Origin of the sequence: Pseudomonas paraversuta (assembly GCF_904067025.1) — a bacterium.
Lineage (GTDB): Bacteria > Pseudomonadota > Gammaproteobacteria > Pseudomonadales > Pseudomonadaceae > Aquipseudomonas > Aquipseudomonas paraversuta.
Genome location: NZ_CAJFDA010000001.1, coordinates 1,156,990 through 1,183,647, shown reverse-complemented (window position 1 = coordinate 1,183,647; position 26,658 = coordinate 1,156,990). Strand labels below are relative to the sequence as shown.

The 26,658-nt window shown below is 58.9% G+C and carries 24 protein-coding genes and 3 pseudogenes; 15 read left to right on the top strand and 12 right to left on the bottom strand.

Features of this window, described 5'->3' with window-relative positions; translation table 11 throughout:
• Positions 1-227: 227 nt before the first annotated feature.
• Both JQ848_RS05620 and JQ848_RS22690 read left to right on the top strand, forming a co-directional pair.
• Positions 228-314: pseudogene (locus JQ848_RS05620) on the top strand (DUF2069 domain-containing protein); the annotation flags it as partial.
• Positions 315-373: 59 nt separating this feature from the next.
• Positions 374-460: pseudogene (locus JQ848_RS22690) on the top strand (DUF2069 domain-containing protein); the annotation flags it as partial.
• 368 nt (positions 461-828) lie between these two features.
• Here the strand turns inward: JQ848_RS22690 and JQ848_RS05615 are convergent.
• On the bottom strand, positions 829-1,500 hold the full coding sequence (locus JQ848_RS05615) for a DNA-3-methyladenine glycosylase I (protein ID WP_202210340.1): 672 nt from the start codon (positions 1,498-1,500) through the stop codon (positions 829-831).
• Between the two features lie 24 nt (positions 1,501-1,524).
• Positions 1,525-2,349, bottom strand: coding sequence for a tRNA 2-thiocytidine(32) synthetase TtcA (ttcA, locus tag JQ848_RS05610; protein WP_003442843.1), 825 nt, complete (start codon positions 2,347-2,349; stop codon positions 1,525-1,527).
• A 268-nt stretch (positions 2,350-2,617) separates the two neighbouring features.
• Here ttcA and JQ848_RS05605 point away from each other — a divergent pair, with 268 nt between their 5' ends.
• A complete protein-coding gene (locus JQ848_RS05605) occupies positions 2,618-3,220 on the top strand; it encodes a Yip1 family protein (RefSeq protein ID WP_003442844.1) in 603 nt (200 codons plus the stop codon).
• Between the two features lie 155 nt (positions 3,221-3,375).
• Positions 3,376-3,870 (top strand): SprT family zinc-dependent metalloprotease, encoded by a 495-nt coding sequence (locus tag JQ848_RS05600; protein ID WP_010655746.1) that lies wholly within the window; start codon positions 3,376-3,378, stop codon positions 3,868-3,870.
• Between the two features lie 49 nt (positions 3,871-3,919).
• Here the strand turns inward: JQ848_RS05600 and JQ848_RS05595 are convergent, their stop codons facing one another.
• From JQ848_RS05595 to JQ848_RS05585, 3 genes and pseudogenes are all read right to left on the bottom strand, one after another.
• The gene (locus JQ848_RS05595; protein ID WP_003442846.1) at positions 3,920-5,254 is read right to left on the bottom strand and encodes a dicarboxylate/amino acid:cation symporter; all 1,335 of its coding nucleotides are present in this window, start codon (positions 5,252-5,254) and stop codon (positions 3,920-3,922) included.
• 310 nt (positions 5,255-5,564) lie between these two features.
• A pseudogene (locus JQ848_RS05590) lies at positions 5,565-6,912 on the bottom strand (ATP-binding protein).
• Complete coding sequence (locus tag JQ848_RS05585; RefSeq protein WP_003442848.1) at positions 6,909-7,586, bottom strand: response regulator; 678 nt, start codon at positions 7,584-7,586, stop codon at positions 6,909-6,911. Before JQ848_RS05585 ends, JQ848_RS05590 begins: the two are co-directional and overlap by 4 nt.
• A gap of 135 nt (positions 7,587-7,721) precedes the next feature.
• Between JQ848_RS05585 and JQ848_RS05580 the strand changes: the two genes are divergently transcribed.
• The 4 genes from JQ848_RS05580 (at position 7,722) to JQ848_RS05565 (ending at position 13,086) form a co-directional block, all read left to right on the top strand.
• Positions 7,722-8,471: a 4'-phosphopantetheinyl transferase family protein gene (locus tag JQ848_RS05580; protein ID WP_202210339.1), complete on the top strand. Its 750-nt coding sequence runs from the start codon at positions 7,722-7,724 to the stop codon at positions 8,469-8,471.
• A complete protein-coding gene (locus tag JQ848_RS05575; RefSeq protein ID WP_010655745.1) occupies positions 8,462-10,216 on the top strand; it encodes a sensor histidine kinase in 1,755 nt (584 codons plus the stop codon). Before JQ848_RS05580 ends, JQ848_RS05575 begins: the two co-directional genes overlap by 10 nt.
• Before the next feature lie 3 nt (positions 10,217-10,219).
• The gene (locus JQ848_RS05570) at positions 10,220-11,554 is read left to right on the top strand and encodes a sigma-54-dependent transcriptional regulator (protein WP_010655744.1); all 1,335 of its coding nucleotides are present in this window, start codon (positions 10,220-10,222) and stop codon (positions 11,552-11,554) included.
• Between the two features lie 212 nt (positions 11,555-11,766).
• The gene (locus tag JQ848_RS05565) at positions 11,767-13,086 is read left to right on the top strand and encodes an MFS transporter (RefSeq protein WP_003442854.1); all 1,320 of its coding nucleotides are present in this window, start codon (positions 11,767-11,769) and stop codon (positions 13,084-13,086) included.
• 70 nt (positions 13,087-13,156) lie between these two features.
• Here JQ848_RS05565 and JQ848_RS05560 read toward each other — a convergent pair whose 3' ends face one another.
• Positions 13,157-13,912 (bottom strand): COG4705 family protein, encoded by a 756-nt coding sequence (locus tag JQ848_RS05560; protein ID WP_127196159.1) that lies wholly within the window; start codon positions 13,910-13,912, stop codon positions 13,157-13,159.
• 392 nt (positions 13,913-14,304) lie between these two features.
• On the opposite strand from JQ848_RS05560, the gene JQ848_RS05555 reads away from it, so the two are divergent.
• Together JQ848_RS05555 and JQ848_RS05550 are read left to right on the top strand one after the other, a co-directional pair.
• Positions 14,305-14,562, top strand: coding sequence for a hypothetical protein (locus JQ848_RS05555; RefSeq protein WP_003442858.1), 258 nt, complete (start codon positions 14,305-14,307; stop codon positions 14,560-14,562).
• Positions 14,563-14,785: 223 nt separating this feature from the next.
• Positions 14,786-15,406 carry a flavin reductase family protein gene (locus JQ848_RS05550; protein ID WP_003442875.1) on the top strand — a complete coding sequence of 207 codons (621 nt, stop codon included), beginning with the start codon at positions 14,786-14,788 and terminating at the stop codon, positions 15,404-15,406.
• 3 nt (positions 15,407-15,409) lie between these two features.
• Here the strand turns inward: JQ848_RS05550 and JQ848_RS05545 are convergent, their stop codons facing one another.
• Positions 15,410-15,643 (bottom strand): hypothetical protein, encoded by a 234-nt coding sequence (locus JQ848_RS05545; RefSeq protein ID WP_003442877.1) that lies wholly within the window; start codon positions 15,641-15,643, stop codon positions 15,410-15,412.
• Positions 15,644-15,675: 32 nt separating this feature from the next.
• Positions 15,676-15,990 carry a putative quinol monooxygenase gene (locus JQ848_RS05540; protein WP_003442878.1) on the bottom strand — a complete coding sequence of 105 codons (315 nt, stop codon included), beginning with the start codon at positions 15,988-15,990 and terminating at the stop codon, positions 15,676-15,678.
• Positions 15,991-16,308: 318 nt separating this feature from the next.
• Between JQ848_RS05540 and JQ848_RS05535 the strand changes: the two genes are divergently transcribed.
• On the top strand, positions 16,309-17,238 hold the full coding sequence (locus JQ848_RS05535) for an AraC family transcriptional regulator (protein ID WP_202210338.1): 930 nt from the start codon (positions 16,309-16,311) through the stop codon (positions 17,236-17,238).
• Here JQ848_RS05535 and JQ848_RS05530 read toward each other — a convergent pair.
• Positions 17,233-18,864, bottom strand: coding sequence for a 5-guanidino-2-oxopentanoate decarboxylase (locus JQ848_RS05530; RefSeq protein WP_202210337.1), 1,632 nt, complete (start codon positions 18,862-18,864; stop codon positions 17,233-17,235). The genes JQ848_RS05535 and JQ848_RS05530 overlap by 6 nt on opposite strands.
• Before the next feature lie 111 nt (positions 18,865-18,975).
• On the opposite strand from JQ848_RS05530, the gene JQ848_RS05525 reads away from it, so the two are divergent.
• Positions 18,976-19,860 carry a LysR substrate-binding domain-containing protein gene (locus tag JQ848_RS05525; RefSeq protein ID WP_127196156.1) on the top strand — a complete coding sequence of 295 codons (885 nt, stop codon included), beginning with the start codon at positions 18,976-18,978 and terminating at the stop codon, positions 19,858-19,860.
• Between the two features lie 62 nt (positions 19,861-19,922).
• On the opposite strand, the gene JQ848_RS05520 is transcribed toward JQ848_RS05525, so the two are convergent.
• Both JQ848_RS05520 and JQ848_RS05515 read right to left on the bottom strand, forming a co-directional pair.
• Positions 19,923-20,537, bottom strand: a complete 615-nt coding sequence (locus JQ848_RS05520; RefSeq protein WP_202210336.1) for an NAD(P)-dependent oxidoreductase — start codon at positions 20,535-20,537, stop codon at positions 19,923-19,925.
• A gap of 43 nt (positions 20,538-20,580) precedes the next feature.
• Positions 20,581-21,465 (bottom strand): MBL fold metallo-hydrolase, encoded by an 885-nt coding sequence (locus JQ848_RS05515; protein WP_010655741.1) that lies wholly within the window; start codon positions 21,463-21,465, stop codon positions 20,581-20,583.
• Between the two features lie 113 nt (positions 21,466-21,578).
• Here JQ848_RS05515 and JQ848_RS05510 point away from each other — a divergent pair, with 113 nt between their 5' ends.
• Positions 21,579-22,478, top strand: coding sequence for a LysR family transcriptional regulator (locus JQ848_RS05510; RefSeq protein ID WP_003442894.1), 900 nt, complete (start codon positions 21,579-21,581; stop codon positions 22,476-22,478).
• Positions 22,479-22,772: 294 nt separating this feature from the next.
• Here the strand turns inward: JQ848_RS05510 and JQ848_RS05505 are convergent, their stop codons facing one another.
• On the bottom strand, positions 22,773-23,696 hold the full coding sequence (locus JQ848_RS05505; RefSeq protein WP_202210335.1) for a helix-turn-helix domain-containing protein: 924 nt from the start codon (positions 23,694-23,696) through the stop codon (positions 22,773-22,775).
• A 174-nt stretch (positions 23,697-23,870) separates the two neighbouring features.
• Between JQ848_RS05505 and pobA the strand changes: the two genes are divergently transcribed.
• Together pobA and JQ848_RS05495 are read left to right on the top strand one after the other, a co-directional pair.
• Positions 23,871-25,055: a 4-hydroxybenzoate 3-monooxygenase gene (pobA, locus tag JQ848_RS05500; protein ID WP_127196154.1), complete on the top strand. Its 1,185-nt coding sequence runs from the start codon at positions 23,871-23,873 to the stop codon at positions 25,053-25,055.
• 60 nt (positions 25,056-25,115) lie between these two features.
• Positions 25,116-26,633: an MDR family MFS transporter gene (locus JQ848_RS05495; protein ID WP_003442909.1), complete on the top strand. Its 1,518-nt coding sequence runs from the start codon at positions 25,116-25,118 to the stop codon at positions 26,631-26,633.
• The last annotated feature ends 25 nt before the right edge of the window (positions 26,634-26,658 follow it).

Sequence of the window (26,658 nt, the reverse complement as noted above, 5' to 3'; positions counted from 1 at the left end):
ACTGGCGGGTGAAGGCGCTTGACTCCATCGCTGGCAAGCCAGCTCCCACAAGTTAAATGCACTCTCTGTGGGAGCTGACTTGCCAGCGTGGCAGTGTTTGGCAGCGCCATGCAGCATGTGCGCTGGCGCTATCAACTGGACCGCCGGCTGGCGGGTGAAGGCGCTTGAGTCCATCGCTGGCAAGCCAGCTCCCACAAGTTAAATACACTCTCTGTGGGAGCTGAGTTGCCAGCGTGGCAGTGTTTGGCAGCGCCATGCTGTATGTGCGCTGGCGCTATCAACTGGACCGCCGGCTGGCGGGTGAAGGCGCTTGAATCCATCGCTGGCAAGCCAGCTCCCACAAGACAAATGCACTCTCTGTGGGAGCTGATTTGCCAGCGTGGCAGTGTTTTGCAGTGCCATGCTGTATGTGCGCTGGCGCTATCAACTGGACCGCCGGCTGGCGGGTGAAGGCGCTTGACTCCATCGCTGGCAAGCCAGCTCCCACAAGCTAAATGCACTCTCTGTGGGAGCTGACTTGCCAGCGTGGCAGTGTTTGGCAGCGGCATGTGCGCTGGCGCTATCAACTGGACCGCCGGCTAGCGGGTGAAGGCGCTTGATTCCATCGCTGGCAAGCCAGCTCCCACTAGTTAAATGCATACTCTGTGGGAGCTGGCTTACCAGCGTGGCAGTGTTTGGCAGCGCCATGCAGCATGTGCGCTAGCGCTATCAACTGGACCGCCGGCTGGCGGGTGAAGGCGCTTGATTCCATCGCTGGCAAGCCAGCTCCCATAAGTTAAATGCATACTCTGTGGGAGCTGGCTTGCCAGCGATAAAAACGACCTAATGTCAGTGATTAACCGTGAACGCCAGCATCTGTGACAACTGACACATGGGCCGGCCGCTTTCGGCATGCCATTGATTGAAAGCGTTCTGCACTATCGCCAGGTCGCGCAAACTGGTCGGTGCCTTGTCCACCAGTTGCTGCGCATTCAGCGCCGCCACCACGTCATAGCTCGGCACAAAAGTGTCCTTGCCGACCATACGTAAAAAGCGCGGCGCCGACAGCCCGCCCAACTGGTGCCCGTGCTTGGCCAGGTATTTCCACAGCCCAACAATATCGGTCACCGGCCAGTCGGCAATAAAGGCGCCGAAACTGCCGTGTTCCCGGGCAATGTCGAGCACCATCTGCGCGTTGCGCGGCACGCTTTTGAGCTTGCCCAGGTGACGGATGATCCGCGCATCCTGCATCAGACGCTCCAGATGCTCGGCACCCATCAGCACCACTTTTTCAGGGTCGAAACCGAAAAAAACCTGCTCAAATACCGGCCACTTGGCATCCACCACACTGTGCTTGAGCCCCGCGCGAAACACCCGCAAGGCCAGGGTCGACAGGTAGCGATCGTCACTGATCCGGCACAACTGCTCAGCAGTTTTGGGGACGGGCAACTCGGCTTCCAGGGCGGCTGACGAACCAAAGCGATTCAAACAATATTCATGCAGCCATTTGTAGTCGCGCATGCCCTCTCCTCTTGGCTATCAGACTTACAGATTGAGCAGATTGACGAACCGCGGTGCGGCGTTTTGGTCAATCTTCAGGCTCTTGAAGTCGTACAGGTTACGGTCCGCCAGTTGCGACGGCATCACGTTTTGCAGGCTGCGAAAGATACTCTCGGTGCGGCCCGGCGTCTTGCGCTCCCATTCCACCAGCATGTCTTTAACCACCTGACGCTGCAGGTTCTCCTGGGAGCCGCACAAATTGCACGGAATAATCGGGAACTGCTGCCAATCGGAGTAGGCCTGGATGTCTTTCTCGTTGCAGTAGGCCAACGGCCGGATGACCACGTTGCGACCGTCATCGGAGCGCAGCTTGGGCGGCATCGCCTTGAGGTTGCCATTGAAGAACATGTTGAGGAAGAAGGTTTCAACGATGTCATCGCGATGATGCCCAAGGGCCATCTTGGTCGCACCTATCTCATCGGCAAAGGTGTACAGCGTGCCGCGCCGCAAGCGCGAGCACAGCGAGCAGGTGGTTTTGCCTTCAGGAATCAGTTCTTTGACCAGCGAGTAGGTGTCTTTTTCAACGATGTGATATTCCACACCCAATGACTTCAGATAGGCCGGCAACACGTCCTCGGGAAAGCCCGGCTGTTTCTGGTCCATGTTCACGGCGACGATTTCGAACTGGATGGGCGCGACCTTTTGCAGGTGCAGCAGCACATCCAGCAGCGTGTAGCTGTCTTTTCCACCCGACAGGCAGACCATCACCTTGTCGCCGTGCTCAATCATGTTGAAGTCGGCCACAGCCTCACCGGTCAGTCGGCGCAAGCGTTTCTGGAGTTTATTTTGAGAGACCGAAAGAGTGCCCATAGCGCTTCAAATCCGCGAGTTAAGACCAAAAACCGGGGATTTTACTTAAAAAAACCCGCTGTACGAAGCCCCTGCAAAGGTTAAAGACAGCAACGCGATAAGCCGGCGCCTGACAGCGCAATATGCTCTAAGGGCCCGGGTTCATTGGGCATCAGTTTTCCTATACTGCGACTAAGGCCGCATGCCCATGTATCTGAACCCACCATCTGGCTGCGCGACCGGCACGTGTCCCTCTGGGGGCGATGCGTTTTTTACAGGAGCGATAGCCATGATCCATCACGTAGTGGGGCTTTTCACCCATCCCGATCAAGAGTGGCGCGAAATCCGTGGCGATGCAGAGGAAAGCATCGGCCATATGTACTTCACCCACACCCTGATTTTGGCTGCCATACCGGCCATTTCGGCGTTTATCGGCACCACACAGGTCGGCTGGTCCATCGGCAGCCGGGCAGCAGTGATGCTGACCACCGACAGCGCCTTGTGGATGACCCTGATGTCCTATATCGCGATGCTGGCGGGCGTAGGCGTGATGGGGGCCTTTATTCACTGGATGGCGCGTACTTATGATGCGCAACCAAGCATGGCCCGTTGCATCGCCTTCGCCACTTACACCGCTACGCCCCTGTTTATCGGGGGACTGGCCGCTCTGTATCCGCATATGTGGCTGGGCATGATGGTCGGCACCGCGGCCATTTGTTACACCGTGTACCTGCTTTATGTCGGCCTGCCGACCTTTATGAACATAGACCCGGACGAAGGGTTTTTGTTTTCCAGTTCGGTGCTGGCAGTCGGCTTGGTGGTGCTGGTCGCGATCATGGCGTTTACCGTGATCATCTGGGGCCTGGGGGTAGGTCCGGTCTATACCAACTGAGCGCAAACCCTGCAAGCGCGAGGGTTGGGGTTGAAAAACCTCGCGAGCAAGCTCGCTCCTGCAGGTACAGAATGGTTGTATGACCATTGGGCGTGATCAGCTTCGGAACTCCTGCCGCTTGCGGCATAATCGCCAGCTCTGGAGAACCGAACCGCATGCCCGAGTTGCTCAATACCCGCGTCGAAGACTGTTTTCAACAGGCCGAGAAATTTTTCAAACGCCCTTTCAAACGCCCCGTGGTCAGTCTCAAGCTACGTGGGCAAAAGGCCGGTGTCGCGCATTTGCACGAAAACCTGCTGCGTTTCAATCCACAGCTGTACCGCGAAAACAGTGAAGACTTCATCAAGCAAACAGTCGCTCACGAGGTCGCTCACCTGATTGCCCACCAATTGTTTGGCGACCGCATCACGCCCCATGGCGAAGAGTGGCAGTTGATCATGCGCGGGGTCTATGAACTGCCGCCCAACCGCTGCCACACCTACGCCATCAAACGCCGCAGCGCCACGCGCTATATCTACCGCTGTCCTTGCCCGGACAGCGATTTTGCGTTTTCCGCCCAGCGCCACGGCCTGGTCAAGCAAGGTCGTGGCTACCTGTGCCGGCGCTGCCGCAACACGCTGGTGTTCAGTGGTGAAACCCGCGTCGAATGAACAGGCATAAAAAAACCCATCCGAAGATGGGTTTTTTATCCGCCTGAGCTTACTTCGACAGCACCGGGGCCGCGCCTTCAGCTACGCCCAGGTCGTCCACAGGACGCATGTCATTCAACGGGCTGCCACCGGAGCTGAGCTCCACCTGCAGCTTGTCTTCGTCCAGTTCCTTGACCCACTTGGCAACCACCAGCGTGGCGACAGCGTTACCAATCAGGTTGGTCAGGGCACGGGCTTCGGACATGAAACGGTCGATACCCAGAATCAGCGCCAGACCGGCAACCGGCAAGTGGCCTACAGCCGACAAGGTCGCGGCCAGTACGATAAAGCCACTGCCGGTCACGCCTGCAGCGCCTTTGGACGACAGCAGCAGCACCAGCAACAGAGTGATCTGGTGAGTGATGTCCATGTGGGTGTCAGTCGCTTGCGCAATGAACACGGCAGCCATGGTCAGGTAGATCGAAGTGCCATCGAGGTTGAACGAGTAGCCGGTCGGAATGACCAGACCCACTACCGACTTCTTCGCCCCCAGACGCTCCATCTTCACCAGCATGCGTGGCAGGGCCGATTCCGACGAGGAGGTGCCCAGAACGATCAGCAGCTCTTCACGGATGTAGCGAATCAGCTTGAGGATGCTGAAGCCGTGAGCGCGAGCGATGCCGCCCAGTACGACCAGTACGAACAACACGCAAGTGATGTAGAAGCAGATCATCAACTGACCCAGTTGCACCAGCGAACCCACACCGTAGGCACCGATGGTGAACGCCATGGCACCCAGCGCACCCAGTGGCGCCAGCTTCATGATCATGTTGATGATGTTGAACATCACGTGGGCGAAGCGATCGATAAAGTCCAGCACCGGCTTGCCGTAAGCACCCAGTCGATGCAGGGCGAAACCGAAGATCACCGAGAACATCAGCACTTGCAGGATGTCGCCATTGGCAAACGCGCCGACGATGGTCGAAGGGATCACGTTAAGGATGAAACCAACGATGCTCTGGTCCGCACCGGCAGTCACGTAGGCCGCTACTTTGGAGGCGTCCAGGGTGGCCACATCAATGTGCATGCCCGCGCCCGGTTGAACCACGTTCACCACAACCAGCCCGATCAGCAGGGCGATGGTCGACACTACTTCAAAGTAGAGCAACGCATAACCACCGGTCTTGCCGACCGACTTCATGCTTTGCATGCCGGCGATACCGCTCACCACCGTACAGAAAATAATGGGCGCGATTACCATCTTGATCAGTTTGATAAAGCCATCACCCAGGGGTTTGAGTGCAACCCCGGTTTCCGGGTAGTAATGGCCCAGCAAAATACCGATAGCAATCGCTACGATCACTTGCAAATACAGGGATTTGTACAGTGGCTGACGAGTCGTCATTGCAAAGTTCCTCAAGTGCATCACTCAGTCGTCATTCCATCTGAGACCGGTGATACCCAAAGCGCGAACCCTCCTGTACTTGGAGGGATTTGTTGTGTTGAGCTGCTCTAGCGGCAGACCTCTCACAACACACTTTGCAAGGCGCGGGCCACATTGAACAAAAGCCTCGCAATAGCGCAGGCGACTCGCCTGGAGGGAAATAGCGCAGGGATCTTGTCAGACAATAGTTGGCGGGTTTCCGCCTTTTCGAAGGGGAGAGGCGGCGCAGATGGCGGATATCCGCCTTAAACAGACCGCCCCCTGCTGGGGATTACAAAGCCGGGAAATGAATTCGAAATGCCGCCCCGCCCAGGGATGAGTCATCCAGGGTGAGTTTGGCGTCATAACTTTCAATGATGTCCTTGACCACTGCCAGCCCGATACCCTGCCCCGGGTGCTGGCGATCCAGACGTTCGCCGCGGCGCAAGATCCGAGCGCGCTGATCAGCCGGTACGCCGGGACCATCGTCTTCCACGCAGACTTCAACCCCATAAGCATTGCGATGCAAGCTGATGCGCACTTGTCCAAGACACAGTCGATAGGCGTTTTCCAGCAGGTTGCCCAGTAACTCCAGCAACGCATTTTGTTCAATGGGCACATGACTCAATGGCGGTATGTCACAACTGACCTTGACCCGTTTGTCGCGGTAGACCTTGTCCAGCGTGTTACACAGGCTTTCAACCACCGGAATCAGCTCCACCTGGTGGCGTACCAGACCGCTCTTGCGCAAGCTGGCGCGCTGCAACTGATAGCTGATTTGCTGATTCATGCGTTCAATCTGACTTTGCAGCACCCAGGCCTGTTCACGATCTTGCGGACGCTGGGCCATGCTTTCACTGACGCCTTGCAGCACCGCCAACGGGGTTTTCAAGCTGTGGGCCAGATCGTCGAGGGAATCACGATAACGCGTACGTTGCTCGCGCTCACTTTGCAGCAGACGGTTCAATGAGCCGGTCAAACGCAGCAACTCACGAGGATGCTGTTCGCTGAGGCTTTCGCGCTCACCGGATTCAATCTGGTCCAGCTCCTGGCTCAAACGTCGCAAAGCACGTAACCCCCAAGTCAAACCGATCCACAGCAAAGCCAGCAGTACACCCAGGGGCCGCACCGAACCCCAGATAGAGGTTTTCACGCAGCCCCTCGAGGGTCAGGTTGTACTCTCGCATTGGTTGCAGGGCGACAAAGCTGAACGCTGCACTTTTGCCGCCCAGCAGTTTGACCTCGACATCGTAGACAAAGAACTCTTCGCCATTGTCTTCACGAATACTCGCAAACTCGTTACCGCGCCCGTCGTAGCGTGGTTTGTAGTTGATGGATTCTTCTTGAGTCGCCCGCGAGCGCCAGACCTGACGCCCCTCGCGGTCATAGATATAGCCGAGCATCCGGCTGTCAGGCAGATTCAGCTCTTCGTCCGGCAGCAATGCCGGCATTTTCAAATGATTTCTTTCAACCCTGGCCGCCGAGATCAGCGTACTCACATCGGATGCCAAGCGTTGCTCGATCGCATCCTTGAGCGCCAGGCTGAACGCCCCCTGCATCGCCGGTAACAGCGCAAGCATAAAGAGCACGGCCAACAGTGTGGCCGCCAGCATCAATCGAACGCGAAGCGAACGGATCAACGACAGCGCTCAGTAAACAGGTACCCCAAACCGCGTACCGTATCGATTGGCTTAAAGCCGTTTGCCCCCTCAAGCTTGCGTCGCAGGCGCCCGACCAGCACCTCGATCACATTCGGATCACGTTCCTCGTCATCCGGGTACAGCTGTTCCATCAGTCGGTCCTTGGCCACCACCTGCTGGTGATGGCGCATCAGGTATTCAAGTATCCGGTATTCATAGGCGGTCAGCGCCAGGGGTTCGCCCTCAAGTACTGCCTGCTTGCGATTGATGTCCAGCACCAGTTCGCCAGCGACAATGGTTGAATGGGTGAAACCACTGGAACGACGCAGCAATGCATTCAGACGTGCTTCCAGTTCTTCGAACTGGAACGGCTTGACCACATAATCGTCGGCCCCTGCTGCCAGCCCTTCGACCTTGTCCTGCCAGTTGCCACGAGCCGTGAGGATCAGGATCGGGAACGTCTTGCCGCGCTTGCGCAGTTCGCGAATCAGCTCGAGACCGCCCAAACCCGGCAATCCCAGATCAATCATCGCCAAATCATGATTGAACTGCCCGGTCTGGTACAACGCCTCTTCGGCATTGGCCACCGACTCGACCACATGGCCATTTTCGGTCAGACGGGTTTGCAAGTGATGGCGCAATAACGCCTCATCTTCAACCACCAGCAATTTCATTGCGCTCTCCCAGGCAAAAACCGCGTCTTGAAGGACGTGCGTCCTATATAGCTTAGCCACACACAGTATGTCGTGTGCCCTGAACATACTCTGAACAATTGCACAGCATGGCCGCCAGCCTGCAAAATGCCCGACATGAATCGACTCCCCGCACTGCCTGCCTGTTGCACCCCGCTGCGTGACGAATGGCCCTTGCCCCTAGCGTTGCCGGGCAGCGTATGGTTCAGCACCGGTTTCACCCCTGCCCGGCTCACGGCTGACGATTTTGCGAGCAGTGCCATTGAGATGCCTGCAAGTATTCAACGCTCTGTGGCCAAACGCCAAACCGAATTTCTCGCCGGCCGGGTCTGCGCTCGCGCCGCCATGCTGCAACTGGACGGCACCCGGGCCATCCCGGCCATTGGTGAAGATCGCGCGCCCGTGTGGCCCGCCCACATCAGCGGGGCAATCACCCACAGCAATGGCACCGCTGCGGCCATCGTCGGCCTTAAAAGCCAGTGGCAAGGGCTGGGCATGGACCTCGAAAACATGCTCAGTACCGAGCGGGCCGAACGCCTGGCCAAGGAAATCCTCACCCCCGATGAACTGCGGGCCATGGCCGCCGGTGCAGCCCAAGACATTGCGCTGCTGGTGACGCTGACCTTTTCCGTCAAGGAAAGCCTGTTCAAGGCCCTCTTCCCGCTGGTGAAAAAACGCTTTTACTTTGAGCATGCGCAGGTGCTGAGCTGGTCCCGCGAAGGCCATGTCCGCCTGCGCCTGCTCACCGACCTGTCGCCTGAATGGCAGCAGGGCCAGGAGCTGGACGCGCAATTTGCGCTGTACCACGGGCAATTGCTGAGCGTGGTAGCGATCAGCGCTGCAAGCGACTTCCCCGCATGCCGCTAACCTCCCGAGCCCTGCGACTGGCACTGTATTGCCTGTTGATTCTGGCCGGCGCAGTGATTGCCGGCGGCTGGGCCGTGCGCCAGGCCGAGCAGCATGCACTGGAAGAAAGTGCCCGCCGTGGTCCCGAGCAACTGAGTTTGTATGCCAACTCACTGCACACCCTGATTGAGCGTTATCGGGCTTTGCCCGCAGTGCTGGCGCTGGACTCTGAACTGGTCGCCGCCCTGAGTGCTCCCATCACCCCTGAGGTCCAGGCGTCACTCAATCAAAAACTTGAGCGCATCAATGGCGCGGCACAGTCCTCAACCCTGGAACTGCTGGACAGAACCGGGCTGGCGGTGGCTGCCAGCAACTGGAACACCTCCAACAGCTATGTAGGCCATAACTATGGCTTTCGGCCTTACTTCAGCCAGACCCGCAGCCAGGGCTCCGGGCGTTTTTATGCAGTGGGCGTGACCAGCGGCATTCCGGGGTATTTTTTGTCCAGCGCGGTACTCGATGCCCAGGGGCAATTTTCGGGGGCAATGGTGGTTAAACTGGAGTTTCCGCAGCTGGAGCGGGAATGGAATCATGGCAACGACATACTGCTGGTCAGCGATGCGCGGGGCATCGTATTTATCGCCAACCAGCCAGGCTGGCGTTACCGCCTTTTACGGCCGTTGAGTGACAGTGACCGCAGCGAAATCACCCTCACTCGCCAGTATCACAACCAACCTCTGACCTTGCTCAAAACCCATACTTTGCGCAGCTTTGCCGAAAACAGCTTTCTGACCCGGGTCGACGCCCCCACTGGAGCGGCAGATTATTTGTGGGAATCTTTACCGCTAACGGCTGAAGGCTGGACCTTGCATCTGTTACGCCACCCCGTGGTCGCAGCCGAAGACAGCCGCAATGCCGCATTGGCGGCGATCGGCCTGTGGCTGACGCTGGTCTTTTCAGGATTATTTCTCCTCCAGCGCTGGCGACTGGGCCGTTTACGCCAGCGTAATCGTGAAGAACTGGAGCAACTGGTAGAAGCCCGCACCCGGGATCTGCGTACCGCTCAAGATGGCCTGGTGCAATCGGCCAAGCTCGCGGCGCTGGGGCAAATGTCGGCAGCGCTGGCCCATGAAATCAATCAACCGTTAACGGCTCAGCGCATGCAACTGGCAACCTTGCGCCTGTTGCTCGATCACGGCCGGGTCGACGATGCCTATAAAGCCCTGGTACCACTGGAGCAGATGTTGACGCGCATGGCGGCCCTCACGGGCCACCTCAAAACCTACGCCCGGCAAAGCCCGAGCGGCTTGCGCGAACGACTGGATCTGGCCAGCGTTGTGGATCAATCCCTGCAATTGCTCGAACCGCGACTGAAGGAAGAAGAGATAGACCTGCAGGTTGAACTGGTACGCCCGGCATGGGTACGGGGCGATGCCATTCGCCTGGAACAGGTGTTGATCAACCTGCTGCACAACGCGCTGGATGCCATGGCGGACAAACCGCGCAAGCAACTGCAAATCCGCATCGAAGCCGATCAGCAACTCTGGAAATTGAGCGTCAGCGACAGCGGTGGCGGAATCGCCGAGGAGCACTTGGGTAAAGTGTTCGACCCTTTCTTCACCACCAAACCCGTGGGTGAAGGTTTAGGCTTGGGGCTGGCGGTGTCTTACGCCATTGTTCATGAAATCGGTGGACGTCTGACAGCCTGCAATCAGGTTGACGGCGCGCTCTTCACGCTGACGTTGCCCATCGCACAGGAATCTTGAAACATGCTCAATTCGGTTATCGTGGTCGATGACGAGGCCAGTATTCGCAATGCCGTTGAGCAATGGCTGAGCCTCAGCGGTTTTGACGTGCAGTTGTTCAGTTGCGCTGAAGATTGCCTGAGCCAGTTACCCGCACATTTCGCCGGAGTGATTGTCAGTGATGTGCGCATGCCGGGGATGGGGGGCCTGGCCCTGCTGAACCGCTTACAGCAGCTGGACCCGGATCTGCCGGTCATTCTTCTGACGGGCCATGGCGATGTCCCGATGGCGGTCGAAGCCATGCGCGATGGCGCTTACGACTTTCTGGAGAAGCCTTTTAGCCCCGAAGCGCTACTGAGCAGCCTTCGGCGCGCGCTGGAAAAGCGCCGGCTGGTGCTGGAGAACCGTCGTTTGCACGAACAGGCAGACCTGCGCCAGCAGATCGACGGGCGCCTGCTCGGCATGTCCCGCAGCTTGCAGACCTTGCGCCGCCAGGTGATGGAACTGGCGCCGCTGCCGGTCAATGTGCTGATTCGCGGCGAAACCGGCAGCGGCAAAGAACTGGTCGCCCGCAGCCTGCATGACTTTGGCCCACGGGCCGACAAACCTTTTGTCGCGCTCAATTGCGCGGCGATCCCCGAACAATTGTTTGAAGCCGAATTGTTCGGTCACGAAAGCGGCGCGTTCACCGGCGCCCAGGGCAAGCGCATAGGCAAACTGGAATATGCCGATGGCGGCACCTTGTTTCTGGATGAAATCGAAAGCATGCCACTGGCCCAGCAAGCCAAATTACTGAGGGTGCTGCAGGAGCAAAAACTCGAGCGCCTGGGCTCGAACCAGAGCATCGCGGTAGATTTGCGGGTGATCGCCGCAACCAAACCCGACTTGCTCGAAGAAGCCCGCGCCGGACGCTTTCGCGAAGACCTGGCCTATCGCCTGACGGTGGCCGAACTGCGCCTGGCACCTCTGCGCGAACGCCGTGAAGACATTCCGTTGTTGTATCAGTACTTTTCCCACACCGCGGCCGAGCGTCTGGGCCGTAGCGCGCGGCCACTCAGCGGGCCGCAGCTATCGCGTCTGCTGAGCCACGACTGGCCCGGCAACGTACGCGAACTGGCCAACGTTGCAGAACGTGACGTCCTGGGCCTGAGCGAACCCCAGTTTGAAGACCTCAATCCTGGCCAGTCCCTCGTGGCGCAACAGGAAGCCTTTGAAGCGCAATGCCTGCGGGCCGCCCTTAGTCGGCATAAAGGCGATATCAAGGCCGTGCTCAACGAGCTGCAACTGCCGCGCCGCACCCTGAATGAAAAAATGCAGCGTCATGGACTGGTACGTGAGGCATTCACACAACCTCTGTAGGCCCGAGCTCTTCAGAGTGGCCGCGAACAGTTTGCGCGCCATATAGGCGGATTTCCGCTCACCCAAACATCCCGCCCGGCGGATACCCGCTCATTTCCTATCGTCCCCCCTTATAAACCGGGGGTTCGAGCCTTGGCACAACTCCTGCTATAGCCCTGCAAGCTCGCGTTTTGACGCGCTATAAAAAAACAAATAAAAGAAGGATCCATTTAATGGATAACTCAAGCTCCCTGTCTGCCGGGTCTGCTGCAACCCCGAAAGAAAGAACCACCTCCAGCCGCATCAAATCCATTTTCAGCGGTTCCGTCGGCAACATGGTCGAATGGTACGACTGGTATGTTTATGCCGCGTTCTCGCTGTACTTCGCCAAAGCCTTTTTCCCGAAAGGCGACACCACTGCCCAATTGCTCAATACCGCCGCGATCTTCGCCGTCGGCTTTTTGATGCGCCCGATCGGCGGCTGGCTGATGGGCCTGTACGCTGACCGCAAAGGCCGTAAAGCCGCGCTCATGGCTTCGGTACTGCTGATGTGCTTCGGCTCGCTGCTGATTGCCCTGTCCCCAGGTTACGAAACCATCGGCGTATGGGCGCCGGTCCTGCTGGTCTTCGCTCGCTTGCTGCAAGGCTTGTCGGTGGGTGGCGAGTACGGTACCTCGGCGACCTATCTCAGCGAAATGGCGACTAAAGAACGTCGCGGTTTCTTCTCCAGCTTCCAGTACGTCACCCTGATCTCGGGCCAGCTCATCGCGTTGGGCGTATTGATCGTGCTGCAACAGACCCTGACCGAAGAGCAGCTGTATAGCTGGGGCTGGCGGATTCCGTTCGTGATCGGTGCCCTGTGTGCAGTGGTTGCCCTGTATCTGCGTCGCGGAATGGAAGAGACCGAGTCCTTCAAGAAGGTCAAAGCCGAGCCTAAAGAAAGCGCCATGCGCACGCTGATGCGTCATCCAAAAGAGTTGATGACCGTAGTCGGCCTGACCATGGGCGGCACACTGGCGTTCTATACCTACACCACCTATATGCAGAAATACCTGGTGAACACGGTCGGGATGAGCATCTCCGACTCCACCACCATTTCGGCCGCCACGCTGTTCCTCTTCATGTGCATCCAGCCCCTGGTGGGCGGGCTGTCCGACAAGGTTGGACGACGTCCGATCCTCATCGCCTTCGGTGTACTGGGTACCCTGTTCACCGTGCCGATCCTGACCACACTGCATACCATCACCACCTGGTGGGGTGCGTTTTTCCTGATCATGGCGGCGCTGATCATTGTCAGCGGTTACACCTCGATCAACGCCGTGGTGAAAGCCGAACTGTTCCCGACCGAAATCCGCGCTCTGGGTGTAGGCCTGCCTTACGCACTGACGGTATCGATCTTCGGCGGCACTGCTGAATACATCGCCCTGTGGTTCAAAAGTGCAGGTATGGAAACCGGCTATTACTGGTACGTGACGGCGTGTATCGCCTGTTCGCTGCTGGTGTACATCACGATGAAAGACACCCGCAAACATTCGCGGATCGAGACCGACTAAACGTCCCGGGCTCTGCAGGAGCGAGCTTTTAACAGATCGCCAGACAAGCTCGCTCCTGCAAGTTCATCGTTTAAGACAACCCGGCCACCGCAGGCCGGGTTTGTTTGTTTTTGACATAGGCGGCGCCGGCGATCATCGCCACCAGTATCCCTGCCAGTACCAGCGACGAGCCGACAGTGCCGAAATCCAGTCCACCCTTGTCATGGGGCTTGGTCAGGAAGTCGCCCAGGGTCGCGCCAAAGGGTCGCGTCAGCACGAACGCCACCCAGAACAACACCACCGACGAGATGTTGCTCAAGTAACGTGCCAGCACCACAACGGCAATGGTTGCCCCGATGAACAAGGCACCTCCCGCAAAACCCAGCCCCGAATCATCCGCCAGGTAATCGCCCAGGGCGGTACCCAGGGTGTTGGAAAACAGAATCGCCATCCAATAGAACATCTCGCCGCGCGGGGTCTGCACCTTGCTGACGTTGAGTGACTCGCCGCTCCATTTCCACAGCGCAAAAATCGCCACCAATATCGATACCAGAATAAATGAGCCCGTGGCGTAACCCAGGCCCAGTGTGCGGTCCATAAAGTCCGACATGGTGGTGCCGGCCGTACTGGTGGACAGAATCACCAACCAGTACAGCACCGGGTTGTAGGTTTTCGAGAACAACTGAGTCAGCAAGGTCAGAACGAACACGCTGATAAGGATCATCGAGCTAACGGCATAACCCACATTGAGTGTCATGGACAGCAAATCGCCGGCGGTTTCTCCCAGGGTCGTGGCGCAGATTTTCATCACCCAGAACGCAAGGGTGATTTGGGGAAGTTTATTCATCGGGTAAAGGCTCCAGGTGGCAGGGTGCAAAGCCGCTGCAGTTGTCGGCTTTTTTGCCCGCTGAAGACTGCTGCCCGCCCGGTGAAAAATAGGTAACGCGAAAATGAAAAGTCCGTCCGCGGGTGCAGTTTTTTTCAAGATTAATAGTCAGTTAATGCTGATAGCCCACTATCAATCTCAGCGAAACATCAGTTCATGGATGATTCGCAGCGCCCTCGGCCAACAAGCTGAACAGCCTGCAGATCACATGATTGAGCGCGCCAACACATCGAATAAACTGATCACTTAGTGCTAATTTTTGCGCTTTTTAATCAATTTAATCGGCGTAGTCTTAAACCCATAGCAACGAAACATCCCGCTCTTCACAAGAGTCCGCAACAAGGAGCACGACCATGAAAACCAAATTTATCCTCGCCGCCGCCCTCTCAGTCCTGGCCTTCAACGCTTTTGCAGGCGACGGATTTGATCGCACCCAATCAGCAACCTTTGCTGAAGATGGCTACAGCCGCACAGGTTCTGCCGCAGTCGCTGCCGACGGTTATGACCGCACCGGTTCTGCCACCTTTGCCGAAGACGGTTACAGCCGCACCCAGTCGGCCACCTTCGCCGCCGATGGCTATGATCGTACCCACGGCGCCCGCTTCAGCTAACACCTGAAGTTGCCACTCCAGCCCGGCTTCGGCCGGGCTTAGTCGTTTCTGGAGCAAGGTAAAAAGGCAATGGCCTTCTACTTGTAGGCGCGAGCTTGCTGCTGCAGGTAGAAAGGGGGCTCAATCACGCCCAAAATCTCAAAAAGCCAATCTTGTTTTGTCATTCAACAAAATGGCTTGCACTATATAGCCCCTCTATCCCAGCCGTTTGCGGACTCCTGCCATGCATGACGACATCCATTTCTATGAGCCCGCCAAGGGCCACGGTTTACCCCATGATCCATTCAACGCCATCGTCGGGCCGCGGCCGATCGGCTGGATTTCGTCGCAGGATGCCCAGGGCCGGCTGAACCTTGCGCCCTACAGCTTTTTCAATGCGTTCAACTACATCCCGCCAATCATCGGGTTTTGCAGTGTGGGCCGCAAAGACAGCCTCAATAACATCGAGCAAACCGGCGAGTTCGTCTGGAACCTGGCTACCCGGCCTTTGGCCGAGGCGATGAACCAGAGCTGTGCGATGGTCGCGCCAGAGATCAATGAATTCGAATTGGCCGGGCTGACGACCGTGGCCTCACGGGTAGTAAGCGTGCCTCGGGTGGCCGAAACCCCGGTGTCGTTCGAGTGCAAGGTGACGCAGATCATTCAGCTGCAAAGGGCAGACCAGGAACTGGTGCCAAGCTGGCTGATTCTGGGGGAAGTGGTGGCGGTACATATCGCCAGGCATCTGCTTAAAGACGGGATTTACGACACTGCCGCCGCTGAACCTATTTTGCGCGGCGGCGGCCCGGCGGATTACTTCCAGCTGGGGCCTGAGGCGCTGTTCAAAATGCACCGCCCCCGCTAGTCGTTACCAGACCAGTTCGGCGTCTTCAGTAACGCCCTGCAGGTCTTCAAGCTTTTGAGCGGCGGCCGCATCGGCTTCGGTCGCTGTTTTAAAAGTCTGATCGATCAACACTTTGTGAAAGCGCGGCGCGCCGCCTTCGTACAAGGCTTTGACTGCAATCGCCGCATGGTAAGTACCGGGTTCTACCGGAACAACCGCTGATACCGCTTCAAAATGTGCAAACTCTTTACGCGCCATGCTGAAAACTCCGGCCACAAAAAACCGGCATTCTACCTGTTCAACCCGCCTGCATCGCTGAAGGTTTTAAAATCGATGCTTTCAACCACCTGTTGGTGCACCAGCACGCTGTAAACCTCCATCACCGGGGAGTTGAAGTAGGCTTGCATCGAGGGTTCATCCTGCCAATGGCCCACGACGTGCCACAACAGCGGGTCGGTGTCGCAATGCTGCAAGGCAAAGTGCATACAACCGGCGGCTTTACGGGTGGGCTCGAGCAGTTGGTTGAGGCAGGTCTGCACTTGGGCCGAGCACCCTACGCGAGCGCGGACCAAGGTCATATGACTGACGGCACTGGACTGGGGCATGGTGGCCTCCACAAAAGAAAGTGGCATGGGTGAGAGGTTCAAAGCTTATAGCCCGGCGCTCCTGGCCGTTAGTCGATTCCTGCCCCTGGCTTGCACAATTCTGCAAAACCTCCCACGTCCCCCTCCTCTGCCCAGGTACTCACCAGACTGACTGGGCGCTATGCTTTCAAGCAATCATCGACCTCTGCCACGGCCTCGCCGGACAGCCAACCCCGGACAGCGACAGAATCAGGCAAGCCTTCGACAGGAATCGACTACCCCTGCGCCTTGCACAAATTTAAGCTGTGCCCACTCTGCCGCTTTAACGAGGATGCTCCCATGTCACTGCTGGAACCGCCGCGCCCCGCGCTCGACCCCGCGCTAGAAAAGCAGCGGGTGGAACTGGCTGACCTGATCCACCGTCACGCCCGTGAAGATGGCACGTTCACTACTCCCGTCGAGGCGCTGTTCGTTTCGCGCTACAGCCGGCCCAGTGACTTTTCCCCCAGCCACCCCAAACCGGCCCTGTGCATCATGGCCCAGGGCCGCAAGGAGGTGCGGTTAGCCGATGAGTACTTTGCCTACGATCCGCTCAATTACCTGGTGGTTTCGGTGTCGATGCCCATCAGCGGCCGGGTTCTGGAGAGTGATCCCGAACAGCCGGTACTGGCCCTGCGCCTGGATATTGATCCGGTAGACATCACTACCTTGATCAGCGACGCCGGGCCCATGGGCGTACCGTCACGGCCTGCGGGGCGGGGCCTGTATGTCGAACCCATCGACCAGCCGATGCTCGACGCCTTGCTGCGCCTGACCCGCCTGCTCGACACGCCGAAAGATATCGCCATGCTTGCGCCCTTGATCCGCCGCGAGATTTTGTACCGCCTGTTGCGCAGCCCGCAGGGCTACCGGCTGTATGAAATAGCCAGCGAGAACAGTCAGACGCATCGTGTTAGCCGGGCGATTTCCTGGCTCAACGGTAACTTCGAACAGCCGCTGCGCATCGACAGCCTGGCCCGGGAGGCCAATCTCAGCGTGTCGACCTTGCACCTCCGCTTCAAGGCGATGACAGCCATGAGCCCGTTGCAGTACCAAAAACAGCTGCGCCTCAACGAAGCGCGGCGGTTGATGCTCAGCGAGGGGCTGGATGCATCGGCCGCCGGCTACCGTGTGGGCTACGAAAGCCCTTCGCAATTCAGCCGCGAGTACAGCCGCCTGTTTGGTGCGCCACCGGTACGGGATCTGGCGCGCCTGCGAATGAGCCTATAGCGCCAGGGATTGTTGCCAGTGCAGCTCGTCGATTTCGATCAGGGTCGGCCCCTGACGGTCGGCGGCACTGGCCAGCGCTGCGCGCAGTTGCCCTTCGCCCTCCACCGCCAGTGCGGCACAGCCCATGGCTTTAGCCACACCGATAAAGTCCGGAGTGTAGATATCGACGCCCACCGGCTCGATGGCACGATTGAGCATGTACTTCTTGATTTCGCCGTAACCCTGGTTGTTCCACAGCAACAGGATAATCGGCGTGCGAGCTTCAACCGCGCTGGCCAGTTCGGACAGGGTAAATTGCAAGCCGCCATCGCCGATCAGGCATAGCACCGGACCACCCGCCTGGCCGCCACTACGACGCCCCAGCCAGGCACCAACGGCCGCCGGCAAGGCATACCCCAGGGTGCCGTAGCCGGTGGAAGAGTTGAACCAGCGCCGCGGCTGATCGGGATTGAAGGTCAGGTTGCCGGTGTATACCGGCTGGGTCGAGTCGCCGACACATACTGCATCCGGCAATACATCGAACAGGGTCTGCAAAAAGTGCGTTTGCGCCCGGGTCGGCGCATCCCAGTCACTTGCCAGTTGCGCCTGCAAGCGGCTGACCCGCGCCGCGCCCCATTCGGCACCGCGTGCCGGCAAGACGCCAAGTTCAGCCAGCAAGGCTTCAGCCGCCACTCTGGCGTCGGCCACCAGGGCCAGCGCGGGTGCATAGTTGCGAACCGTCTGATCCGGGTCGATATCGATCCGCAGCAAGACCCCGGGAATTTCAAAGCCACCGGCAAAGGTGATGTCGTAATCGGTTTCGGCCAGCTCGGTGCCAATGGCCAGGACTACGTCCGCTTCGGCGACCAAAGCGCGGGTGGCCACCAAGGACTGCGTGGAGCCGATCAGCAGCGGATGGGCGGCAGGCAGCATGCCCTTGGCGTTGATGGTCAAGGCCACGGGCGCACCCAGCCGTTCGGCCAGTTGTTGCAGCGCCGGGGCCGCGTCAATTGCACCGCCACCGGCCAGAATCAATGGCCGTTTGGCCTGGGCCAGACGCTGGCCCATCTGTTCGATAGCAGCGGGCGCCGCGCCAGCACGAGCAATGCTGACCGGTTGGCTGGCAAGCAGCGCATCAGCATTTTCCACCAGCACATCCAGCGGAATTTCGATGTGTACCGGCCGTGGACGTCCCGCCTGGAACACGGCAAAAGCGCGGGCCAGTACGGCCGGCAGTTCAGCCGCCGACATCAGGGTGTGGGAAAACGCCGCCACTCCAGCCACCATCGCACTCTGGTTCGGCAACTCGTGCAGCTTGCCGCGGCCACCGCCCAACTGACTGCGCGACTGCACACTGGAGATCACCAGCATCGGAATCGAATCGCCATAGGCCTGGCCCAATGCCGTGGTGATATTGGTCATGCCCGGGCCGGTAATGATGAAGCACACCCCGGGTTTGCCACTGGTACGGGCATAGCCATCAGCCATGAAGCCGGCACCCTGTTCGTGACGCGGGGTCACGTGATTGATCGACGAGCCCGCCAGCCCGCGATACAACTCAACGGTATGCACGCCGGGAATGCCGAATACCTGCTCAACCCCGTAGGCCTCCAGCAACTTGACCAATACTTCGCCGCACGTCGCCATCTGTCCTGCCCCTCTTGTTGTTCTAAATGAACCATTGAAGCGGGCGAGTGTGGCGCGCACAACGCAAACCTGCTCATACTAGCCATGTCCTGTGCTCATGGCTGACTCCTGATGAAACGCCTTCCGCCACTCCCTGCGCTGCATACTTTTTTAATCACTGCCCAATGCTGCAACTTCACCCGGGCCGGAGAGCAGTTGCATATCTCCCAGGGTGCCGTGAGCCGGCAGATTGCCGGGCTTGAAGATCACCTGGGCTATGCCCTGTTCCACCGCCAGGCACGGGGCTTGAGCCTGACCGAGCAAGGCCAGGCGCTGTACCCGAGGATCGAGCAGGCCTTCGATCTGATCGGTGAAGCGGTCGAGCAGGCCAGCGTGCGCCGTACCCCGCTGCAGATAAAAGCTCCGACCTGCATGTTGCGCTGGCTGTTGCCCAAATTGATGGAATGGCAAAAGCTGCGCCCGGACGTGCCGGTAGAACTGACCAGCAGCATGGAGCACGGGGTGGATTTTCGCCGTGAGACCTTCGATGCCGCGGTGATTTACAGCGCCACCCCGGGACCAAAGCGCCTGGGGCAACACCTGCTGGATGAGCAACTGACCCCCGTATGCGCCCCGCAGTTACTGGAGGGCAGCGAAGCCATCAATAGCCTGGACGACCTTAAGCACCACACGCTACTGCACCCCAGCCGCGATCAACGGGACTGGAGCAATTGGCTGAATGCTGCCGGAGGCGATGTCGCGAGCATCTGCAAAAGTCAGTACTTCGACACCCTGGACCTGGCCATGACGGTGGCAGCCCAGGGCAACGGTGTCGCGATCGGTGACTGGTCACTGATCGGCGACGACCTGAAGAGTGGCCGCCTGGCCCTGCCATTTGATTTGAAAGTACGCACCGGAGCGGTGTATCAGCTTGTCTGCTCGCCGCGCGCAGAAGCTTCGGCGCCGCTGCGCGAATTAATGGAATGGCTGGTCAAGCAGGCAACAACAACGCCGTAGGGGCGAGCTCGCCTCGCGACAATACTGTCACCAGACCTGCTCGCCCCTGTCACAGCCGGTAATCAGTAACCGACCGTAAACCGCTGACGCGAATGCTTGGGGTGATCCACTTCATCGAGCATGGCGATGGCGAAGTCGGCGAAGGTGATCCAGCTTTTGCCTTCGGCACTGACCAGCAAATGATCTTTGCCCAAACGGAATTTACCGGTGCGCGGGCCTTCTACAAACTCGGCAGACGGGGAAATAAAGGTCCAGTCCAGGTCCTTCTCGGCGCGCAGGGTATCCAGATAAACGCCTCCGGCTGTGGCTTCCGGCTTGTACTCGGCAGGGAAGCCCGGGCTTTCGATGACCTTGGTATTGTCGGGCAGCAACAGCGAACCCGCACCACCGACAAACAGCAGGCGCCTGACCCCGGCTTTTTTTACCGGGTCGATGATGGCCGCAGCCGGCAGGGTCGAGAAGTGCGCAGCACTCAACACCACATCGTTGCCTGCCACCGCCTCTTGCAGCGCGGCTGCGTCGTTGATGTCCACATCCTTGGTCACAACTGCGTCACGGGCGCCGATTTTCGAAGCATGGCGGGCAATGGCCGTAACGCTGTGACCGCGACGCAGGGCTTCTTCCAACAATTGACTACCCGCACGACCGGTAGCGCCGATAATTGCAATCTTGCTCATGACATTCTCCAGCTGGATTGATGGGTGGCAGGTAAATCCTGCCTCACCACTGCACTTCGTCTTTGGCTACTTTGGCGCTCAGTTCCAGCGAAGATTCTTCGCCCAGATCCGGGTAGCGTTTTTTCATCGCGGCGATCAATTCTCCCGAATTGCGGGCCTTGAGGGCTTCTTCGTCAAAGGCCTTGATGTAGTCGCGGGTGAAATGTACGGCGTTCAGGGAGCGGTCGTTCTGCCCCAGGTAATGACCGGGCACGACCACTTGCGGTTGCAGGCTGTCGATACGTTTGAGAGTGGCCAGCCACTGCCGGTGGGACTGCGGGGTCTGGGTATCGGCCATCCACACGTGCAGGTTATCGGCCACTACCACGCCGCCGACCACCGCCTTGAGCGAGGGAATCCAGACGAAGGTGCGATCCGGCTGTCTGCCGCCCAGACCAACGATGTCCAGCTCACGCCCTTCAAGCTCCAGGGTGTTGCCCTTCAACACCTGCGGCACGATCAACCGGCCAGGTACATCCTGGCCCATCTGCGGCCCCCAGTACGCCAGCTTGGCGTCCTTGGTTTTATTGATGTGCTCGACGGTCGGCCCCGAGGCCAGCACTTTGGCGTCCGGGAAGGCCCGGGTCAGGGTTTCCAGGCCGAAGTAGTAATCCGGGTCGCCATGGCTGATGTAGATGGTGGTCAAGTGTTTGCCGCTGGCGCGGATCTTGTCGACCACTTGCCGGGCCTGGGCGGCGGCAAACTGGGCATCAATCAGAATCGCGTCTTTTTCACCGCTGACCAGCACTGAGGACACCGGAAAAATGGCCGCAGCACCGGGATTGTAGACGTCCAGGGTCAAGGGGGCCGGGGCCGCTGCCGCGTGGGCAGCAAAGCCCAGTACGGCAGCACCGAGAATGAAACGGCGCAGGGTGGAAAATCCAGGCATGGGAGGTATCCAGAGTCGTGGGACGATGCAGGTGATGGACAGAGCTTAGTAGCACCCCAGCCAACTAAAAATGCGATGCTTGAACATAGTCTGTTTCGGATATCGGGCAAATCATGGATCGTCTTACTGCAATGCGGGTGTTCACCACCGTCGTCGACCTTGGCAGCCAGTCAGCGGCGGCCGATCATCTGGACCTGTCGCGGCCTGTGGTGTCGCGGTACCTGGCTGAACTCGAAGAGTGGGTGGGCGCCCGCTTGATGCACCGCACCACCCGCAAACTGAGCCTGACCGCCGCCGGTTTCGAAACGCTGCCCCGCTGCCGGCAATTACTGGAACTGGCAGATGACCTGCAGGCCACAGTCAGTGTTCCCGGTGATGCGCCGCGGGGTTTACTGCGGATCAGCGTCAGCACCTCATTCGGCCAGGCCCAACTGGCCGCTGCCGTTGCTGACTATGTGCGGCTCAACCCGCAGGTCAGCGTCGATCTGCAAATGCTCGACCGCACAGTGAATCTGGTGGATGAACGGATTGATCTGGCAATTCGCACCAGCAATGACCTGGACCCGAACCTGATTGCCCGCAAGCTGACGGTCTGTCGTTCGGTGTTATGCGCAGCACCGGCCTATCTGCGCGAGCACCCGGCACCGCAACAGGTCGATGACCTCAGCCGGCACAACTGCCTGACCCACTCCTACTACGGCAAAAGCCTGTGGCATTTCACCCGGCGCGGCGAAGAAATAGCGGTGCCGGTGCAAGGCAACATCAGCGCCAATGAAGCCAGCACCCTGTTGAGCGCCACACTGGCAGGGGCCGGAGTTTCATTGCTGCCCACCTATCAGGCCGGGATACATGTGCGCCAGGGCACACTGGTCCGTCTGCTGCCAGATGCCGAACCCCGGGTGATGAACATTTACGCGGTGTATGCCTCGCGCAAGCACATGCCCGCCACGTTGCGCAGCATGCTCGACTTTCTCGCCGGGCGCTTTACCGAAAAACCGGCGTGGGATGCCTGAAAAAACATCTAGAGCGCGGCCACATAATCTTGCGAATAGTCCATTTGGAGGATGAAGCGCTGCAACTCCACTCGTACAACTAGCATGGCAAGTCCTTAGGTCTGAACTAGCCTCAATGGTGTGACGTCTAGGAGATGAATGCCATGACCACTAAAACAAAAACCAGATGCATGACCTTGTTTCTCATTTTTGCTGCCGCTGTCATCTTTGCTGGCGCTTGCTACCGCGCCGAACAAACCCGGCAAGCAGTCGGATATACCGTCAGTTGCAATGGCGGGCACTGTAATTCTGCGTTTAGCGCTCTGAGGTAAGGATGCCCCGGAGACAGACCGGACTGCTGTTGTCAGTCCGGTCTGTACGAAACGCGCTGGGCGAAGTCCCGGTCAGGCGCCGGAAAAAACGCGCAAAATACGCCGGGTCGGCAAAACCCAGGCTATCGGCCACTTCGCTGATGGTCATCGGTGTGTAAATCAAATGCCGTTTGGCCTCCAGCAACAGGCGCTGATGAATGATCTGCAACGCTGACTGCCCCGCCAGTTCACGGCAGATGCTGTTTAGATGCGCCACCGAAATGCCTACCTGATGCGCTAACTGCTCCACGGCGGGTTGTTGGCGAAACAGGATCTCGACCCGTTGATTGAACAGGCTCAAATACTCCCGGCCACGTTGTGGCAATTGCCGCGCTTCACGCCGTGCGATGACCTGGCGCGTGACCCACACCAACAGCACGCTGATGAGCGATTGCAGGAGCATGTCCCGGGCCGGCCGGGCGCCCGCATATTCGCTTTGCAGCACACTGAACAGATTATTCAGGTAATGCCGATCCTTGCCCGCCGGGTAACTGGCCGCCCTTTGCAAAGCACTCAGCGAACCGCCCAGCTGGGCTTGCAACTGCGCCACCAACGGCGCGGCCAACGTCAGGACATAGCCGTCAACGTCAGGGGAAAACTGAAAACCGTGGACGCATAACGGCGGGATTACCTGAATCGCAGATTGCTCCAGCACATGCTGCTGGCCTTCGATTTCCACCTGCGCCCGCCCCTTGTGCACGTACAGCAACTGGCACAGATCTGCATGCCGATGGGGGCGAATCTCCCAGTCGTGGACGCGGCTGCGCAACGAAATGGTTTCGCAGTGCAGCAGGTCGGGACTGAGCCAGTCCTGCTGCTCACCATAAAGCTTGAAGACCGGGATCGACGGATAAGAGGAAAGATTCATAGCGCCAGTGTCTAAAGATGGGTCAAGGGCCGATAACCGCACCGATTAGCGAAAAGTACCGGTAATGACGTGGTTATCACCTTCTATTGCCCGCTTCGCAAGCGAAAAATACAAGCACAAACTAATAAGAACCACCTCGCCCTTAACGGCCGGGGCTTGCGAGAGACCACCACGATGAGAACTCAAGTCGCCATTATCGGTGCCGGCCCTTCAGGCCTGTTGCTCGGTCAACTGCTGCATGGAGCGGGCATCGATAACATCATTATCGAACGCCAGACTGCCGATTACGTCCTGGGGCGAATCCGCGCCGGGGTGCTTGAGCAAGGTATGGTCGACCTGCTGCGGCAGGCCGGAGTCAGCCAGCGCATGGACGCTGAAGGCCTGGTGCACGACGGTTTTGAACTGGCACTGGATGGCCGCCAGGTCCATATCGATCTCAAGGGTCTGACCGGCGGAAAAACGGTGATGGTCTACGGCCAGACCGAAGTGACCCGGGACCTGATGGCTGCACGTGCGCAAGCAGGCGCGCAAACCCTGTACAGCGCCAGCAACGTCCAGCCCCACGACATGAAAACCGATGCGCCCTACCTGACCTTTGAGAAAGACGGCGAAAGCTGGCGCCTGGATTGCGACTACATTGCCGGCTGCGATGGCTTTCACGGAGTGGCGCGCCAGTCGATTCCCGGCGACGTACTGAAAATCTTCGAGCGCGTTTACCCCTTCGGCTGGCTCGGGGTGCTTTCAGATACCCCGCCCGTCAACGACGAACTGGTTTACGCCAAACATGAGCGCGGTTTTGCCCTGTGCAGTCAGCGCTCGGCAACCCGTAGCCGTTATTACCTGCAAGTGCCGGCCGATGAGCAGGTCGAGGACTGGTCCGACCAGCGCTTCTGGGACGAACTCAAGGCCCGCCTGCCGCAGCCCCTGGCCGAACGTCTGGTGACCGGGCCGTCAATCGAGAAAAGCATCGCGCCGCTACGCAGCTTCGTGGTCGAGCCCATGCAGTACGGGCGGATGTTTCTGGTGGGGGACGCCGCACACATCGTGCCGCCCACCGGGGCCAAAGGCTTGAACCTGGCCGCCAGTGATGTCAGCACCCTGTTCAATATTCTGCTCAAGGTATACACGCAAGGTCGCACCGATTTGCTGGAGCGCTACTCCGAGGTGTGCCTGCGGCGAGTATGGAAGGCCGAACGCTTTTCGTGGTGGATGACCTCGATGCTGCACCGTTTCCCTGACAGCGACAGCTTTAGCCAGCGGATTACCGACAGTGAGCTGGCATATTTCGTCGACTCTGTGGCAGGGCGCACGACCATTGCAGAAAATTACGTGGGCCTTCCTTACGAGGCTATCGAATAGCAAGCTATCGAGTAGACTGGGCGGCATTCCACCACAGGCATGCCGCGCACAGGTGTTGTAGTGACCAATCTGAATCAGCCCCCCCAATCCAGACCCGCCATTCGCAGCATTCTGGTTGCCCTGATGCTGGCGATTTTCCTCGGCGCGCTGGACCAGACCATCGTGGCCGTCTCCATCCCCGCCATCTCTGCCCAGTTCAAGGACGTCAGCCAGCTGGCCTGGGTGATTTCGGGCTACATGGTGGCCATGACCGTGGCCGTTCCCATCTACGGCAAACTCGGCGACCTGTACGGGCGCCGACGCCTGATGCTGTTCGGCATGGGCCTGTTCACCCTGGCCTCGCTGTTTTGCGGGCTGGCGCAGAACATGGAGCAACTGGTGCTGGCGCGCATCATTCAGGGGATCGGCGCGGGCGGGATGATTTCGGTAAGCCAGGCAATCATTGGCGACATCGTGCCACCCCGCGAGCGCGGGCGTTATCAGGGCTATTTCAGCGGCATGTACGCCATTGCCAGCGTTGCCGGGCCGGTTCTGGGCGGCTATATGACCCAATACCTGTCATGGCGCTGGGTATTTTTGATCAATTTGCCCCTGGGCCTGGCAGCGTGGTGGATCTCGTACCGCACACTGGTCGGGCTGCCCGTGCCGCAACGCAAACCGATCATTGATTACCTGGGTACGGTATTGATGATTGTCGGGCTCACGTCATTGCTGCTGAGCATCACCTTTATCGGTCAGGGCCATAGCTGGCGGGATACTCAGGTGCTAGGGCTGCTGCTGGCTGCGCTGATCGCCCTTGGCCTGTTCGTACGGCATGAGCGCCGCACCCTGGAGCCGTTGCTGCCAATGCACCTGTTTGCCAACCGCAACGCGGTGCTGTGCTGGTGCACGATTTTCTTCACCAGTTTTCAGGCAATTTCGCTGATCGTGCTGATGCCGCTGCGTTATCAGAGCATCACCGGCGCGGGCGCTGACAGCGCCGCCATGCACCTGTTGCCACTGGCCATGGGCCTGCCGATGGGCGCTTACTTTGCGGGACGCATGACCTCGGTTACCGGCTATTACAAACCGATGATTCTGGCGGGCGCGGTGCTGATGCCCCTGGCCATTTCCGGCATGGCATTCAGCCCGCCAGGTTCGGAGGTATTGAGCGGCGTCTTTATGTTGTTCGCCGGGATTGCCGCCGGGCTGCAGTTTCCGACCTCGCTGGTGGGTGCTCAAAACTCGGTACAGCAGCACGACATTGGCGTGGCCACCAGCACCACCAATCTGTTCCGCTCACTGGGCGGCGCAGTGGGTGTGGCGTTGATGTCGGCCTTGTTGCTGGCGCTGCTGCACGGTTCCTTGCTGGCCCCTGCCGGCGGCACAGGGATGCTGGTTGAAGGCAGCTCGGGCAACCTGTTGCTCGACAGCCTGAATACAGTGCAAGGCCCTGCACTGGCGAGCCTTCGCGCAGAATTGCTGCAAACCTTCCGTCACCTGTTACTGATCAGTGCGGCAATCTCGCTGCTGGGGTTGAGCGCGGCGATAGCCATGCCCAATCAGGTACTGCGCGGGCGCGAAGACAAGGCGCAGTAAATTATTGGGCCATCGGTGCAGTCTT